General features: G+C 63.2%; 13 protein-coding genes. 5 read left to right on the forward strand and 8 right to left on the reverse strand.

Translation table 11 applies throughout. From position 1 onward, the window contains the following. Positions 1-5: 5 nt before the first annotated feature. Genes D1012_RS08680 through D1012_RS08715 form a run of 8 tightly spaced genes read right to left on the reverse strand, consistent with a single transcriptional unit; the run spans position 6 to position 9,875 of the window. Positions 6-2,309, reverse strand: coding sequence for a molybdopterin guanine dinucleotide-containing S/N-oxide reductase (locus D1012_RS08680; protein WP_118151102.1), 2,304 nt, complete (start codon positions 2,307-2,309; stop codon positions 6-8). 12 nt (positions 2,310-2,321) lie between these two features. Continuing rightward, positions 2,322-3,866, reverse strand: coding sequence for an acetolactate synthase large subunit (locus D1012_RS08685; protein WP_118151104.1), 1,545 nt, complete (start codon positions 3,864-3,866; stop codon positions 2,322-2,324). Continuing rightward, positions 3,863-5,368: an FGGY family carbohydrate kinase gene (locus D1012_RS08690; protein WP_233517055.1), complete on the reverse strand. Its 1,506-nt coding sequence runs from the start codon at positions 5,366-5,368 to the stop codon at positions 3,863-3,865. The genes D1012_RS08685 and D1012_RS08690 overlap by 4 nt, the downstream gene beginning before the upstream one ends. After that, entirely contained in the window at positions 5,368-6,045 is a 678-nt protein-coding gene (locus tag D1012_RS08695) for a class II aldolase/adducin family protein (protein ID WP_118151225.1), read from the reverse strand. The genes D1012_RS08690 and D1012_RS08695 overlap by 1 nt, the downstream gene beginning before the upstream one ends. Before the next feature lie 8 nt (positions 6,046-6,053). Next, positions 6,054-7,103, reverse strand: coding sequence for a 2-hydroxyacid dehydrogenase (locus tag D1012_RS08700; protein ID WP_118151106.1), 1,050 nt, complete (start codon positions 7,101-7,103; stop codon positions 6,054-6,056). A gap of 9 nt (positions 7,104-7,112) precedes the next feature. Then, the gene (locus tag D1012_RS08705) at positions 7,113-8,309 is read right to left on the reverse strand and encodes a CaiB/BaiF CoA transferase family protein (RefSeq protein ID WP_118151109.1); all 1,197 of its coding nucleotides are present in this window, start codon (positions 8,307-8,309) and stop codon (positions 7,113-7,115) included. Positions 8,310-8,325: 16 nt separating this feature from the next. Next, positions 8,326-9,078 carry a CoA transferase gene (locus tag D1012_RS08710; RefSeq protein ID WP_118151111.1) on the reverse strand — a complete coding sequence of 251 codons (753 nt, stop codon included), beginning with the start codon at positions 9,076-9,078 and terminating at the stop codon, positions 8,326-8,328. Next, positions 9,075-9,875, reverse strand: a complete 801-nt coding sequence (locus D1012_RS08715) for a CoA transferase subunit A (protein ID WP_118151113.1) — start codon at positions 9,873-9,875, stop codon at positions 9,075-9,077. The genes D1012_RS08710 and D1012_RS08715 overlap by 4 nt, the downstream gene beginning before the upstream one ends. Positions 9,876-10,124: 249 nt before the next feature. On the opposite strand from D1012_RS08715, the gene D1012_RS08720 reads away from it, so the two are divergent. From D1012_RS08720 to D1012_RS08740, 5 genes are all read left to right on the forward strand, one after another. Then, the gene (locus D1012_RS08720) at positions 10,125-11,267 is read left to right on the forward strand and encodes an ABC transporter ATP-binding protein (RefSeq protein ID WP_118151115.1); all 1,143 of its coding nucleotides are present in this window, start codon (positions 10,125-10,127) and stop codon (positions 11,265-11,267) included. Next, positions 11,264-13,048, forward strand: coding sequence for an ABC transporter permease subunit (locus D1012_RS08725; RefSeq protein WP_118151118.1), 1,785 nt, complete (start codon positions 11,264-11,266; stop codon positions 13,046-13,048). Before D1012_RS08720 ends, D1012_RS08725 begins: the two co-directional genes overlap by 4 nt. Before the next feature lie 34 nt (positions 13,049-13,082). Next, the gene (locus tag D1012_RS08730) at positions 13,083-14,168 is read left to right on the forward strand and encodes an extracellular solute-binding protein (protein ID WP_118151120.1); all 1,086 of its coding nucleotides are present in this window, start codon (positions 13,083-13,085) and stop codon (positions 14,166-14,168) included. 101 nt (positions 14,169-14,269) lie between these two features. Beyond that, positions 14,270-15,022, forward strand: coding sequence for an IclR family transcriptional regulator (locus D1012_RS08735; RefSeq protein WP_118151122.1), 753 nt, complete (start codon positions 14,270-14,272; stop codon positions 15,020-15,022). Positions 15,023-15,038: 16 nt separating this feature from the next. After that, a complete protein-coding gene (locus tag D1012_RS08740) occupies positions 15,039-16,478 on the forward strand; it encodes an NAD-dependent succinate-semialdehyde dehydrogenase (protein ID WP_118151229.1) in 1,440 nt (479 codons plus the stop codon). The last annotated feature ends 251 nt before the right edge of the window (positions 16,479-16,729 follow it).

Here is a 16,729-nt window from a genome sequence, read left to right on the forward strand (position 1 = left end):
CCTCCTCAGACGGGCATAATCTCTGCCAGTTGGTGGTTATAGGTGTCGATGGCATCGGGCGCTTCACTGCCATAGGGCTCGACCCTGATCAGGCAGGTGTGGGCCGAGCAGCCCTGCCCGAAGGCAGAGGTGCCGATATCAAGCGTGAGCACATTGGGGTTGCCCGACAGGTCCAGCCCGCTGTTGCCCAAAGGCGTGAACCACGCCCCGGTCGGCAACACGGCGACGCCACGCGCCACCGCATCGGTCAGGCAGGCGGTGGCCAGGCAGGCCCCGCGCGCATTCCACAGCCGCACCGTGGCACCATCCTCGATGGCGCGCAGTCTGGCATCTGCAGGGTTCAGCCGCAGCTGTTCACGCCCCGCCCGCTTTTCGGCAAGACTGGCCGGGGCGGTCTCCAGCTGGCTGTGCAGGCGACCGTTCGGCTGGTGCGAAATCAGGTGAAGCTCCCCCGGCGCCGCCCCACCCAGCCATTCCGCAGGCGCAATCCACGACGGATGGGCACCACAATCTGCGTAGCCAAGTCGGGCCAGCGTGTCGCTGCCAAGAACGATCCTGCCACTTTCGGTGTTCAGTGGGTGGGAGTCCGGGTCGTTGCGGTAATCGGCCAGATAGGTGTGGTTGCGTTGCACCGGGCACGCCGCATAGCCTTGTGCCCAGAACGTATCAAAATCAGGCATATCGAACGCCAGCTGCTGCGCGGCATAGTCGCGGCTTTCATTGTACAGATGACGGACCCAGCCCATTTCATCCCGGCCTTCGTTGAAGGCATCGGAAACGCCGAGCTTTCCGGCAATCGCGTTGAAGATATCGAAATCCGACCGCGCCTCACCCAATGGTTCGATGGCCTTACCCATGGCAAGGATGAAGTCTGAGCGTTTGTTTCCCGCCAGATCGTTGCGCTCCAGCGACGTGGTCGCGGGCAAAACGATATCGGCGCGTCTTGCCGTGGCAGTAAACATCGGATCTTGCACGATGATTGTCTCGGGCCGCGTCCAAGCCTCTGCCAAGCGGTTCAGATCCTGATGGTGATGGAACGGATTGCCGCCCGCCCAATAGACCAGCCGGGTGTCGGGATAGGTCCGGTCCTGGCCCTCATAGGTGTAGCGTTCGCCGGGGTTCAGCAGCATGTCGCTGATCCGCGCCACCGGAATGAAACTGCTGATAGGGCGCGGCCCCTGCGACATGCCGGGTGATCTGCCGGTTACGAAGGGCGCGCCGACCCCGCCCAGCGAGCCGTAGCCAAAGCCCATGCCGCCGCCGGGCAGGCCGATCTGTCCGGCCACGGCGGCCATCCCGATGGCGGCCCAGAACGGTTGCTCGCCATGATGCGCGCGTTGCAGCGCCCAGCTTGCGGTGATCATGCTGCGCGTGTCCACCAGCCGCCGCGCAAGTGCGCGGATGGCGTGCCCATCAAGCCCGGTGATCGCGGCGGCCCAGTCGGCCGTCTTTGGCTGCCCGTCTGGCGCGCCGCGCAGATAGGCCAGAAACTGGTCTGATCCGCTGGTGCAGCGGTCAAGAAACCCTGCATCATGCCGACCAGCCAGAACAATCTCACCCGCAAGACCCAGCATCAGCGCCGTGTCGGTGTTGGGGCGGATCGGCCACCATTCCGCCCCGACCCAATCCGGCAGATCGTCGCGGAACGGCGAGACAAGAATGACCCGGATCCCACGCGCCGCAATGGCGCGCAGATAGCCATCCAGATGGTGCCCGCCAATCCCGCCCGCTTCGCTTTGCGCCGTGCGCGGGCTCATCGCACCAAAGATCACCAGCGTTTCGCTGTGCTCGGCGATGGTGTCCAGCGTGTTGGACTGACCACCACAAGCCCGTTCATCCCCCAGCGTATGACGCAGGATCACCGGCCCGGCTGCGATGGAATATGTATCGACATGACCAGTGTAGCCGCCTGCCAGATTCATCATCCGTTTCAGAAGCGTCGAGGCGTGGTGAAAGCGGCCACAGCTTGTCCAGCCATAGCTGCCGGCGAAAATCGCCTCATTTCCATGATCGCGCGCCACGCGCCGGATCTCGCCTGCAACCAGATCGGTTGCCTCGTCCCAGCTGACGGGCACAAAGCGCTCGCTGCCCCGGCCACGCCGGTCACTTTGCGCCCCAGCGGCCAGCCAGCCTTCACGCACCATGGGTCGCAGGATGCGACGGTCAGGATTGGCCCATTCGGTGACCGAGTGAATAACCGGTGACGGCGCGGGGTCGTGGACAAAAGGTTCCACCCCCACGATCCGGCCCTGATCGACCAGCAAGGTGTAGGCGCCCCAATGGCTGCAATGCGGAACACGGCGGATCATGGCTGCATCTCCTCAGATCACGGCCTCGATCAGGAACGGCCCTTTGCGGGCCAGCGCGCTGTGCAGCAGATCGCGGAACCCTTCCGCCGTATCGGCGCGCGCCGCCTCTACCCCCATGGACCTGGCCAGTTGCACCCAGTCCAGCGTGGGATCTTCGAGGTCAAGCATGCGCCGCGCATTTTCACCCGCCGGACCTGCGCCGACATTCAGCAATTCCCCGTGCAGGATCTGATAGCGGCGATTGGCAAAGAGGATGGTCAGCACATCCAGCCGTTCGCGCGCCTGTGTCCACAGGCCCTGCACCGTGTACATGCCACTGCCATCGGCCTGCAGGCCGATCACTTTGCGGTCCGGGCAGGCCACGGCGGCCCCCGTCGCCAGCGGAATGCCGCAACCAATGGCGCCGCCGGTCAGCTGCAGAAAGTCATGTGGCGCGGCACCATAGGTGGACCGGAAGAAATCCCGCCCCGAGGTTATGGATTCGTCGCAGATGATGGCATCGTCGGGCATCGCCCCGGCCAGCGCTATGGCGATAGCATCGGGGGTCAGCTTGCCTGTGGGCAGGTCTGGGCGGTGCCGCGCCGCCAGCCGGGCTTTGGGGGCAGCGCCGACCGCATCGGCCAGTGCTGCAATCGCTGCGGTCAGATCGTGATCGGGGCTTGCAAGTTCGATCACATCACATGTCTCTGGCAACATCGAGCCTGGCTTGCCGGGATAGGCGAAAAAGCCGACCGGAGCTTTTGCACCAATCAGGATCAGGTGTTCGGTCGCTGAAAAACAGGCCAGCGCCTGATCAATCACATAAGGCACACGATCCAGCGCGACCCGGCCAGCGCCGCGCTGCATCCGGCCATTGGCCTGTTGTGCCAGCAGACGCGCACCGGTTTTCTGCGCGATGCGGTCAAGCAGGTCGAGCTGGGCCTCGCGCAGGGCAAGGCCGCTGACGAGAATCGTCGTGGCTCTTCCACTGCGCAGCGCCGCTGCCGCCTGACCGGTCAGTGCGGCATCAGGCCCGGCCAGCTCGGGGCGGGCCACAGGAACGGGTTTCACGAAGGGCGTTTCCGTCCAGGCCGCATCTGCGTGAAGGATCAGCGTGGAAATGCCGCCCGCACCCGCGCGCGCAGCAACGATCGCCTGTTCGCAGCGCGCGCCGACTGTCTCTGCCGTCTCTGCCCGACCGACCCAGTGGGACATTGGCCGGGCAAGCGAGTCGATGTCCGAAGTCAGGGGGGCATCGTGGATCAGGTGGCCGGTGGCATGGTCGCCCACCACATTGACCATCGGGGTCCGGGCGCGGCGGGCGTTGTGCAGGTTTGCCAACCCGTTGGCCAGCCCCGGCCCCAGATGCAGAAGCGTCGCGGCAGGCTTGTCCGCCATACGGGCATAGCCATCGGCGGCACCCGTCACCACGCCTTCAAACAGGCCCAGCACGCACCGCATACGCGGCTGGCGGTCCAGCGCCGCGACAAAATGCATTTCAGAGGTGCCGGGGTTGGCAAAGCAGGTGTCGATGCCATTGGCCAGCAGGGTTTCACACAGGATGTCTGCACCGTTCATTCTGATCTCCCGACAGCGGTTTCGGCGGTTTCGGCGACGGTCCGAAGTTCTGCAAGTCCCGGCCAGTGCGGGCGCAGCGCTTCGACCAATGCCACAAAGACCGCGTATTTGCGATCAGCGTAGCGGGTAACCTCGGCGCTGTCCTGCGGCCCGACGGTCGTTGCCGGCGGACCAATCAGCTGCGTCGCGATGGTATCAACATCTTTGCCCAGCAGGAACTTTGCCCCGATGGCGGCCAGCCCGCGCAGGCCTGCCTGGGTGCCGGGGCTGAGTTGCACTTCGTGACCCGTTGTTGCGGCCAGAAAGCGGGCGAAATGCTCATCGCCCGCCAACCCGCCACCCAACGACAGTGCGCCCTGCCCGGTACCCAGCATGTCGTGACTATGCCTCGCAACAAAGGCAAGTGCCTCGCGCCCCGCCCAGGCAATCTCGGCGGGCGTCGTTGCGGCAGTCAGGCCCAGCATCGCGCCGATGGCCAGTGGGTCGGTCCAGGGCGCGCGCTCCCCCCCTGGTTCAAAGAACGGATGCAGGATCAGGCCGGAATAGTGCGGCAGCGCAGGCGCGGGCAGATCGCTGAACCGGGCGGCAAGATGGTGCAGAAGTGTCGCGCCGTTGAAACTGGGGTGAAAGGACACCCATCCTGACCCCAGCGCAAAGGCCTGTGTCATCGCACCGGGGGGGGCATCACCCATGGTGCTTTGGTCCATGTGCAGGCAGGCATGGATGGAGCTGGTCCCGAAGATCGAGGCCCGCACCACCCCGCTGCGGCTGCCAAGACCCAACCCGATCAGCGTTGATTGCACATCGCCCGGTCCAAGCAGCACCGGCAGGCCCGGCGGCAGCCCGATGTCTGCGGTCAGACCCGCGCGGCATGTGCCAACCGGCAGGAACTCGGGCAGCAGCGCCAGCCCGCGCGTCAGACCCAGCGCCTGCTCGACGCCCGAAGACAGCTGACCCGCGCGCCAACTGCCCCAGACCGGCAAGGCTGCCGCAGGCTCGCCCATCACCCGGCCGGTCAGGGACAGGAACAGCCATTCTTTCAGACGCAGCGCATGGGCAATACGGGCAAAGCGGCCCGGATCGTGCCGCTGCAACCACAGCAGCTGCAAGCTGGCCGAAGCGGCAGTGGGGCGCGAGCCGGTGATTGCCTGAACCGCGTCCAGAGCCGGAGCTTCTTGCGCCACCAATGCGCGGGCACGGCCGTCCAGCCAGGTCAGCGCCGGTCCCACCGGCAGGCCCGCCGCATCCACCGGCCAAAGACCGTCCCCCTGCCCGGTGATGATCAGCCCTGCGACAGGCTGGGACAACTGAGCCACGCACTCCCGCAGCACGCCAAATGCCTCGTCCCGCGTGAGTGTCATATCCTGCTCGACCCGCGCGCCGTCACGCCGCAGCGCACCGTTCGGGCGTTCGGCGCTGGCGATCACGCGCCCCCGGCCATCAAAGGCAGCCGCCTTGACCGCTGTGGTCCCGGAATCGAGGCAGAGCAGGATATCGCTCATCACGATGCCTGACGCAGACCGTCCTGAACCTGCGGCACCTGCTGGCCATAGGTCTTGAACTTTACCAGAACATCGGCAATCTGCGCCTCGGACAGAACCGGGGGGGCACCCAGCGGCAGGCACAGCAGGTATTGCGTCGCCAGCTCTTCGACGGTCACGGCCAGCGCCAGCGCCCGTGCAATGGACACATGGGCCGCGATCACACCATGATGCGCCAACAGGCAGGCGCGCCGCCCGTCCAAAGCTGTCACAACCCGGTCGGCCAGCTCTTGTGATCCGAAGATTTCATATGGGGCGCAGCGAATGCTGGACCCACCGGTGGCGGCAATAGAATAGTGGATCGCGGGAATGTCATGCCCCAGTATTGATACGCTGGTGGCCTGGGTGGAATGGGTGTGCACCACTGCATTCAGATCGGGGCGCGCGCGCAGGATATCGCGGTGAAACCGCCATTCCGACGAGGGCAGCACATCGCCCTGAAAGGTCGCATCCCAGGTCATCGCCACGACATGTTCGGGCGTCAGCTGATCATAGGGGATGCCGGTGGGCGAGATCAGGAATCCGTCGCCATGGCGGACACTGATGTTTCCGGCTGTCCCCTTGTTGATGCCAAGCCGGTTCATGCTGCGGCATGCCTCGATCAGTTCGGTGCGCAGGGCGCGTTCATCATCGGTCATCACAAACCTCATGTGCAGGGATAAAGCGGCGTCTTGCCGTCCAGGATCAGGGCAATATCCCCGGCGATCATGCTGGCCGCCTTGGTGGCGGAATGGCGCGACGCGCCGGCGATATGGGGCGACAGCGTGACATTGGGCAGTTTCAGAAGCGGCCAATCAGGCGGCGGCGGTTCGGGTTCGAACGTATCCAGTGCCGCCCCCTTCAGATGCCCGGACACCAGCGCATCATAAAGCGCGCTGTAGTCCAGAACCTGACCCCGCGTGGTGTTCACGATATAGCCGCCGGGCTTCATCATCGCGATCCGCTCGCGGCTGATCATGCCCTTGGTCTGGGGTGTAACGCGGGGGTGCAGCGTGATCACATCGGCCCCGCGCATCACGTCATCCAGATCGGCCTTGCGGAACCCTGCGGCCATTTCGTCTTCGGTCAGGTCTTTGAACGGATCATAGATCAGGATCGAACACCCGAACGGACGCAGAAGCCGCGCGACACGTGTGCCGATGTCGCCATAACCGATGATGCCCACGGTCAGCTCGCACAGTTCCGGACCGGCATTGGCATAATGGTAGAAGTCGCGCCCGAAGGTGCCGTCGGCCACCGCCAGATGCCCCCGGATCAGATTGCGCGTTTCCGCCAGAAGCGAGGCCACGGTGAATTCCGCCACCGCCGACGCATTGCGTCCGGGCGTATTCACCACGGTAATGCCACGTTCGCGCGCTGCGGCCATTTCAATGTTTACCGGCCCGCCGCGCGATACCGCGATCACACGCAGGTCTGGCGCATGGGTCAGGCTTTGTGCGGTGATCGGCGCCAGATGGGTGATCAGAACATCCAGCCCGACCAGAAACCCGAAGTAATCTTCGGGACGACCGACAAATTCACCGACCGGCAGAGTGGGATCGAATTTGGTCGATTTCAGCTTGAGCGGCCAGTCCAGCTCTTTGGTCCGGAAGTGCAGGTCACGGTCTGGCAACCGGGCGGTCAGCGCATTCTGAAAGAGCGCGGGCTGCATGAAGCCGTCACCAATGATGCCAATGGTCAGGGGCTGTTGGGGCATGGTCGTTCCTTACACTTCGGTTGCGGCGGCCAGCGGGTCTATCCCCGGCAGCACGTCGCGGTAACGGTCGGTGTCGAGCCCGCGTTCGGCCATCACTTCTGCAGTGTGCTGGGCGAATTGCGGCGGGGCAAGGCGATAGCTGGCAGGGGTGCGGGACAGTTTGATCGGGCTGCCCGTGCCACGATAGCTGCCGATATCCACAATCATTTCCCGGTGCGCCGTATGCGGGTCCGCCACCACCTGATCAATCCGGCGTACCGCACCACAGGGCACGCCTGCCTTGATCAGCCGGTCCGAAAGATCGCCGCAGTCAAAAGCTGACAACGCGGATTCGAGTTCAACCTTCAGCGCATCACGGTGGGTATTACGCTGACTGTTCGACACAAAACGCGGATCATCGGGAAGGTCGGGACGGTCGATCATCCGGCACAGGATCGCAAACTGGCGGTTGTTGCCCACGGCGAGAAAAACCGGCTCGGTCGCGGTGGCGAATGTGTCATAGGGGCAGATGTTGGGGTGGGCATTGCCCGAAGGCGCCGCAACCTGACCTGACAAATAGTAGTTGGGCAAATGCGGGTGCAGCAAAGAAATGCCGCAATCGTAAAGACTTGCCTCAACGAACTGGCCCTTGCCGCTTTGGCTGCGTTCGTTCAGCGCCATCAGGATTCCAAGGGCTGCATTCAGCCCGGTCACCATGTCCACCACCGGCAGGCCGACGCGCAGCGGCTGACCGCCCTGCTCGCCGTTCACGCTCATGATGCCGCACAATGCCTGAATGGCAGCATCATAGCCAGGCAGCCCGCCCATCGGCCCATCAGCCCCGAAACCGGAGACGCGGGCGTGGATCAGAGTGGGAAACCGGCGCGCCAGCTCTTCGTGCCCCAGCCCCCAACGCTCCAGCGTGCCGGTCTTGAAATTCTCGATCAGCACATCCGCGTCAGCCAGCAGGTCAAGCAGCAGATCGCGCCCGGCCTCTTGCGCCAGATCAATCGCGATGCCGCGTTTGTTGCGGTTGAGACCAAGGAAGTAACTCGCCGCGCCATCCAGAAACGGTGGGCCCCAGCCCCTGGTCTCGTCGCCGGCAGGGGGTTCCAGTTTGATGACATCTGCGCCGTGATCTGCCAGAATCTGTCCGGCATAGGGCCCCCCCAACACGCGGCTGGCGTCGATCACCTTGAGATTGGCCAGAGAACCGATTTTGAACATGAGGGAGAGTGTCCTTTCAGGCGGCGAACGCGGCCAGATCGCGGCGCCAGTCAGCGGCGAACGCGGGGTAGGTTTCGGAAAGTTCGTCAAGCACCCGCCCGCGCAGCAACGTCAGTTCCGCGGCATCGGGCAGCGGGGTTTCGGGCGGGTTGGCAGGACAATCATAGGCAAAGCCCGTCGCTTCGGCGATGTCTGCGGCGGTGTGTCCGGGATGTACGCTGTCGAGCATAAACCCCGGCCGCTCCTTGTCAAAGCGGAACAGGCCTTTGCTGGTCAGCAGCGCAACGGGCCCGCCGGGGCGGTACACCCCCGCTGGGCTGACGCCGGGGGCCGATATGAAATCAACCTGATCCACCAGAACCCGCCGGCTATGCTCTTCGCGGAACAGGATAACCTTCGGTACGGTGAAGTAGAGATAGGCCGATCCGAACGAACCAGGCCAACGCACGGTACTTGCAGGATAATCCCCTACCCCCACAAGATTTACGTTGGCCTGCCCGTCGATCTGCCCTCCCCCCAGAAAAAAGGCATCCAGCCGACCTTGACCGGCGGCGTCAAACAGTTCGGCAGACCCGTTGGTGAAGAAATTGTGCTTTACCGAACCCAGAACCGACAGCCGCACCTGACGTTCGTTTTCGTCCAGCGCCCGCCGCAACATCGCCCCCGCCGCCGGAACCGGCGACGCAGCCCCGACCGCGACCATCCGCACCCCTTCAAGCAAACGCGCAATCGTGAAGATCAGCGTTTCGCGCAACAGCACCCCACTCATGCCGCCGCCTCCTGCGCCATGTATCCGGCAAATCCTGCTTCGGTGCGGGCGGCTTTGGCGTAGCGGATCAGCTCGTTCGTGTCTGTGGTGTATTCGCCCCAAAGCCCATAGGGCCAGGCCCCGCGCGGCGCAGCGGCAATCGCGGTCACATAGAGCGCTGGCAGAGTGCCCGCCGCTGTCATCTCGTCAGCCAGAAGATCATGATCGACAATCCGCTCCACCGTGATCAGGGTCCGGGCCGAGGCATAGGCCATGGCGGCCAGTTCGCGCCGCCGCCCGATCCAGACATTGCCAAAGCGGTCGGCCATCGCCGCATGAAAGATTGCCACATCGGGGCGGATGGCAGGGATCAGCACGATCGGGTCACCCTCGGCGGCAAACGGATTGTCGATCACGCGCCAGTCATCGCGGTGGCGCAGCACATCTGTCCCCAGCAGACCACGCAACGGCACGAAAGGGCTGCCCTTTTGTGCGGCCATCAGCCCGGCATGAATCGCCGGGCAAGTGGAATCGCGCAGCCCTATCGACCCGTCTTTCACAGCCTGATTGAAGCGAGGGGCACCGCCAGCTTCGCCCAGAGACACGGCGCTGGTTTCCACGCTGCGGACCAAACCGGCACCGATCAGCTGATCAACCTGCAGCCCCCCGGTCGGCACACAAACCAGATCCAGGCTGCCCGCGCCATGGGCGATCATCGGGCGCGTCATCGCCATCGACACCCCGGCATAATCCACCGGCAGCGCGATGCGCATTCCGGGGCGTATGCCTGCGGCCATGGCCCGCAGATCGGCTTGCATCGACTTTCCCTCCCGGTCGCCCCCGGTCCTCCAACCAGAAAACGAACGTTCCATAATATAGAACAACATTCTGAAATTAAGGATATGCAGAGCAACATGTCGCTGTCAATCGCCATGCTGCGCGGTGCGTCAGAGAAATTTTCCGTCATTCCGGCCTTGGACGCACAGAACATCTTGACAAGTTAAAAAGTGAGTCGAGAATGAATTACGGAATGCTGTTCTATATAGTAGAACACATGGGAGGACGCAATGATACAGACCCAGACGTGGCGCGACCCGGACAAGAACACTGCGCCATCCGCCAGAACGACGCGGGGCGCAGACATCATCGGTGCAGGGATTTCGCTACGCGATGTCGTGAAGAGATATGGCGCGTTCGTCGCAGCGGACCGTATCAGCCTTGATGTGGAACCGGGCGAATTCATCACGCTTCTGGGCCCCTCAGGCAGCGGAAAGACCACCCTTCTGAACCTTCTGGCCGGATTTCAGGGCATTGATGGCGGTGAGATTCTGGTTGACGGAAAGCCGATCAGCCATGTGCCGACGCACCGGCGCGGCTTTGGTATGGTGTTTCAAAGCTATGCCTTGTTTCCGAACATGACCGTGGCGCAGAACGTTGCCTTTCCGATGCGGATGGCCGGTGTCGACCGCGCTGCGTCTGACCGGCGCGTCGGCGAAACGCTTGAAATGATGCGGCTTTCAGAACATGCGCACAAAGCACCGTCGGAAATGTCGGGTGGGCAGCAACAACGTGTGGCGATTGCCCGCGCCATCGTCATGCGGCCGCGTGTGGTGCTGATGGACGAGCCGTTGTCGGCTCTGGACCGCCGCCTGCGCGAATCGATCCAGATCGAATTGCGCGAGCTGCATCAGGCCATCGGCAGCACGATCCTGTTCGTGACCCATGATCAGAGTGAAGCGCTGACCATGAGCGACCGGATAGCCGTGATGGACAAGGGCCATATCATCCAGGTGGCCCGTCCGCTGGAGATTTACCGTCATCCGCAAAGCCGGTTCGTGGCAGGATTTGTCGGCGAAAGCAATCTGATCGAGGCTGAGGTGCTGGAGCGTCGCGACGATATGGCCGTGCTGCGCAGCCGGTCCGGCCATGTGTTTCAGACCGGCGCCCGCAATGTTCCTGCGGCCGGCAAGGTGACCGTTCTGGTCCGGCCGGAACGGATGGCCTTGCACCAGACCGCCCAACCCGGCACGACGCCTGCAACGGTGACATCGGCGCTGTTTCTGGGCGAGACATTGCGCATTGAAGCGGTGATGGAGGGCGGTGAAACGCTGCTGATCCGCTGCCCGGATACCGCTGCGCGCGAATTGCCCGCAACCGGCAGCCTGATCCACGTCGGATGGGGTGCGCAAGACGGCTGGGTGCTGTCATGACCGTCACACCACTGTCAGCCCATGCAGCGCCGCTACGGCGCGCGTGGATGCGATCGCCGACGCTGCTTCTGGTGCCGGCGGTTCTGTTCTTGTCCGTGGTCTATGTCCTGCCGCTGATTGATCTGGCGCGCGTGAGCGTGGCTGCCGACCCGTGGTGGACCCATATGGCGCGGGTGTTCTCGGTGCCGCTGTATTGGGAATCGCTGGTGCGGACGATGAAGATCGCGCTGACCGTTGCCTGCCTGTGCGCCGCGTTCGGCTATCCGACCGCGCTGCTGATTCAGCGCAGCCGGGGCAGCGTGCAGGCGATGATCGCAACGGCTGTGGTGTTGCCCTACTTCATCGCCATTCTGATCCGGACCTATGCCTGGATGGTGCTGCTCGGTCGCAACGGACCGATCAACAAGACAGCAATATGGCTGGGCATTTACGACCAACCGCTGGCGCTGCTGTTCAATCGGGGCACGGTTCTGATGGGAATGACGGCGGTGCTTATGCCGCTGATGGTGTTGTCGATCTATTCCAGCCTGTCGCGGCTGGACCAGAACCTGATCCGCGCCGCGCTGGCGGGCGGGGCCGGGCCGATGGCCGTGTTCTGGCGCGTGCTGCTGCCGTTGACGCTGCCGGGCGTCGGGGCTGGCTTTCTTCTGGTTTTCGTCAGTGCTCTTGGCTTCTTCATCACGCCCACGCTTCTGGGTGGGCCTGGCGATCAGATGTTCGCCATGCACATCACGCAGCAAGCTGATTCGATCACCGGCGAAGGCTTTCTGCAGGCGCTGGCAGTCGTGCTGTTGCTGATCACCTTGGCAGTGGTCGGAATCGCCGGACGGCTGATGGGATTTGAATTCATCTGGGGCGGAGGCAAGCTGGCCGAACCGGTTCAGAGAGCAGCCCCGGAACAGTCCGGTGTCGCCGGACCGGGCCGCCGCAGTTTCGCAATGTTTCTGGCCGATACCATCGGCTGGCCGATCCTGCGGCTGATGGGGCGGCTGCCTGCCGCCACCGGAGCCTGGACGGTGCGCATCCTTGGTGCCATCGTGCTGTGTTCGCTGATCCTGCCCATTCTGGTGGTGATCGTCATTTCGTTCAGCGAGGCCAGCTATCTGACCTTTCCGCCACCGGGCTGGTCGCTTCAGTGGTACGAAAAGTTCTTTTCCGACTCCAACTGGATGACCGCGTTCTGGAATTCGTTGACCATTGCGGCGCTGTCGTCGCTGATCGCCGTCGTACTGGGTGCCACTGCGGCAGTGGGCATCGTGCGCAGCGAGATCAGATACAAATCCGCGCTGATGCTGTTGCTGGTCAGCCCGATGATCGTGCCGCCGGTGGTGCTGGGCCTGTCGCTTTACAGCCTGTTTCTGCATCTCAATCTGGTCGGCACCTATTTTGGTCTGGCCGCAGCCCATGCCATCGGCGGCATTCCGATTGTGGTGGTCATCATTGCCGCATCCCTTCAGGCGGTAGACCGGCGGCTGGAGCAAGGCGCAGCCGTCCATGGCGCGTCCCCGCTGACCGTCTTTCGCACCGTGACACTGCCGGCGATTGCGCCCGGCCTGGCGGCAGCGGTGTTCTTTGCCTTTCTGCACTCGTTCGACGAACTGGTGCTGTCACTGTTCCTGTCCAGTCCGCGGATGAAGACGCTTCCGCTGATGCTCTGGGCCGACATCAACTATCAGCTGAACCCCGTGCTGGCCGTCGTCTCGACGCTGGAGGTTGTGCTGGTCGTCGGTGGGATATTCCTCGCACGGCCCGTCCTTGGACGGTCGCGCGGGGCGCACTGACTGCAAGACCAAGTTAAACAGAGGAGGAGATGTCATGCTTGGACGGATGAGACTGCAAGGAATGGTGTCGGCGCTGGCCGTCACCGCAGCACTGGGCACAGCCCCGGTGCTGGCGCAAAGCAACGAGGTCATCATGCAAGACCCCGGTGGCGGGTATGGCGAGGCGCTGCGCAAGGTGATGTATGATCCGTTTGAGGCCGAAACCGGCATCAAGGTGATCACCGTGCAGGAAGCCCGGTCGGGCCCGCGGATCAAGGCGCAGGTCGAGGCTGGCAAGACCGAATGGGATCTGACCTTCATCTTTGATCAGGAAACCAAGCTGCTGGGCGATTGCTGTCTGGCCGACATCGACTATTCCATGATGTCGGAAGGGGCACAAAAGACCCTTGCTGTCATGCCCGACAATCTGAAACGTCCCAAAGGGGTTGCGCTTCAGGTGATCGGCGTCGGGATGGTTTTCAACACCTCTGTCTACAGCGAAGACAACAGACCGCAAAGCTGGGCTGATTTCTGGGATGTCGAGAAGTTCCCAGGCCAGCGCTGCTTGCCCGCCTGGCCGCGTTTTGTGATGGAAGCCGCCCTGATGGCCGACGGGGTTGAAAAACAGAAGCTCTATCCGCTGGATATGGATCGCGCGCTGAAAAAGATCGCCGAGATCAAGCCACATGTGTCGAAATGGTGGACCACTTCGGCCCAGCCGCCGCAACTGTTGCTGGATGGCGAGGCAGATATGTGCATGGCCTATACCGGCTCGACATCGAAACTGGCGCTGGACGGCGCCCCGATCGAGGTGGAATGGAACCAGGGCTTTATCTACTACGACTTCTTCTCGATCCCGAAAGACGGGCCGAACTATGAAAACGCCATGAAGTTGTTGTCCTGGCGGCTGGAGCCGGAACGTGCGGCCGAGCTGACCTCCAATTTCCCGGTGGCGCTGCCGTCTTCGGTGGTGTTCGAGGCGGCTGACCCGGCGGTGAGCGTCTATTGGGCCAACAACCCGGCCAACGTGTCGCGCGCCATTGAATGGAGCCCGGATTACTGGGGTGCCATGTCAGGCAATGGCACGACCACCAACGAAGAGCATGGCCAGGAACGGCTGAACGCCCTTCTGGCGCAATAAACCCTGATGATGGCCGCTACGTTTCTGTCGCGGCCATCAGCTTCCGCGCTATAGTCCGGGGTCAAACCCCGCCACGGCGGACCAAGAGTATCGGATCGTTCATGGACAAAGCTTTTATCAAGGGACTGCGCCTTATCGAGACGCTGGCCATCAGCGAGGTGCCGCGCGGGGTCAGCGACCTTGCGACCGAGCTGGCAATGACAAAAAGCAACGTCCACCGGTTGTTGCAGACCCTTCAAAGTCTGGGCTACGTCCGGCAGGTGCCGTTGAACAGTTGCTATGAGCTGACGACCAAGATCTGGGAACTGGGCAGTCATGTCATCCGGCGGATGGACCTGATCAAGATCGCCCGACCGGCAATGACGCTTCTAGCCGGGCAGACCGGCGAGACGATCCATCTGTCCGTGCTGGAAGACACAGATGTAATCTATCTGGACAAGATCGAAAGCGCGCATCACATCCGCGCCAACACCAGTGTAGGCGCCCGCGCTCCGGCCTTTACCGTGGCAACGGGCAAGGCAATGCTGGCCCATATGCCCGACGACTATCTGGAACGGTTCCGCCCGCATTTGCGCGCCTACACCGCCACCACCCGCACCACGATCGAGGCGCTGCGCAGCGACATCGAACTCGCGCGCGCGCAAGGCTATGCCGTGGTGCCGCAGGGCGAATGGCGCGACGGTATCGCCGCCTGCGCCTGCGCCATTCTTGGCCGCTCGGGGGAGCTGGTGGGGGCTATTGGCATCTCGGGGCCGGATTCCCGTGTGAAACGCAAACACCTGAAACTGATCGCGCCGCAAGTGATGGAGGCCGCTCAGACGATCTCTGCCGCTCTGGGGTATGTGCGACGCTGAGCGCAAGGAAACGACCATGGCAGACTATCCTGACACCCGGCTTTTCATTGATGGCCACTGGCGGGACGGGGCGGGCGGACGCCGCATCGCGGTGACCGATCCGGCGACCTCCGAAGTGATCGGACAGGTTGCCCATGCAGAAACATCGGATCTGGATGCGGCACTGGCCGCCGCCGAACGCGGCTTTGCCGTCTGGCGCGATACGGGCGTGTTCGAGCGATGCCGCATTCTGCGCCGCGCCGCGGATCTGTTGCGCGAAAGAGCGGGGCCGGTCGCGGAAATGATGACCCGTGAACAGGGCAAACCGCTGGCCGAGGCGCGCAGCGAAGTGCTGGCCGGGGCCGATATCATCGACTGGTTTGCCGAAGAAGGCCGCCGCGCCTATGGCCAGATCATCCCGGCCAGGGTGCCGGGGGTTCTGCAAATGGCAATCAGGTTGCCGGTCGGCCCGGTGGCAGCCTTTACGCCGTGGAATTTTCCCATCAATCAGGCGGTCCGCAAGATTGCGGCGGCGCTGGCGGCCGGCTGTTCGATCATCGTCAAGGCTCCCGAGGAAACACCTGCCAGCCCGGCCGAGCTGGTGCGCGCCTTTGCCGATGCCGGGGTGCCTGCGGGCGTGGTCAACCTTGTCTTTGGCGTGCCTGCCGAAATTTCCGAATATCTGATCCCGCATCCGGTGATCCGCAAGATTTCGTTCACCGGGTCAACGCCGGTTGGCAAACATCTGGCGGCACTGGCCGGGCAGCACATGAAACGCGTGACGATGGAGCTGGGTGGCCACGCGCCGGTCATTGTCTGTGCCGATGCCGATCTGGAAAAGGCCATTCGCCTGATCGCCGGATCAAAACTGCGCAATGCCGGGCAGGTCTGTGTGTCACCGACCCGGTTTCTGGTCGAGGATGCGGCTTTTGACCCGTTCCTGTCGGGATTTACCGACGCTCTTTCCGCGGCGCGCATCGGCAACGGGCTGGAGGAAGGGGTGCAGATCGGTCCCCTTGCCAATGACCGCCGCGTCACAGCGCTGGAGTCTCTGGTCACGGATGCAGTCGCGAAAGGCGCCCGGCTGATGTGCGGTGGCACGCGGCTTGGCAATGTGGGCAACTTTTTTCCGCCCACGGTTCTGGCCGATGTGCCGCTGTCGGCCAGGATCATGCATGAGGAACCTTTTGGCCCGGTGGCCATCGTCAACCGGTTCACCACTCTGGATCAGGCAATCGCCGAGGCCAACCGCCTGCCGTTCGGCCTCGCCTCCTATGCGTTCACCCGGTCAGGCGACGTCATGCACCGGCTGGGACTAGAGATTGAAGCGGGCATGACCACGATAAACCATCTGGGTCTTGGCTTGCCGGAAGTGCCCTTTGGCGGCGTACGCGAGTCCGGCTATGGCACCGAAGGCGGGTCAGAGGCGATTGATGCCTATCTGATCACCAAATTCGTCACCCAAATGACAGCGTGATTGCCGACCCCACCGGTCGGGCGGGCCACAAGAGACCGACACCCTTCCGATGAGAAATCAATGCTGTTCAGAGCATCAGTAACGGCCTGAAACAACTGCTGGGCTGACCAGTTCTGACAGCTTACAGATCCGGCGAGACCTTCCAGTCTCGCAGTTTGTAGACGGTTCCGGGGCGGGGGCGTGGTTTTTCTTCGGGTTCGCGCATCCGGCGTTTGAAGCTGTGGATCGGGGTGGCGCGGTCGTCGATGCGG

The organism is Pseudotabrizicola alkalilacus (assembly GCF_003443995.1).
In the GTDB taxonomy this organism is placed as follows: domain Bacteria; phylum Pseudomonadota; class Alphaproteobacteria; order Rhodobacterales; family Rhodobacteraceae; genus Pseudotabrizicola; species Pseudotabrizicola alkalilacus.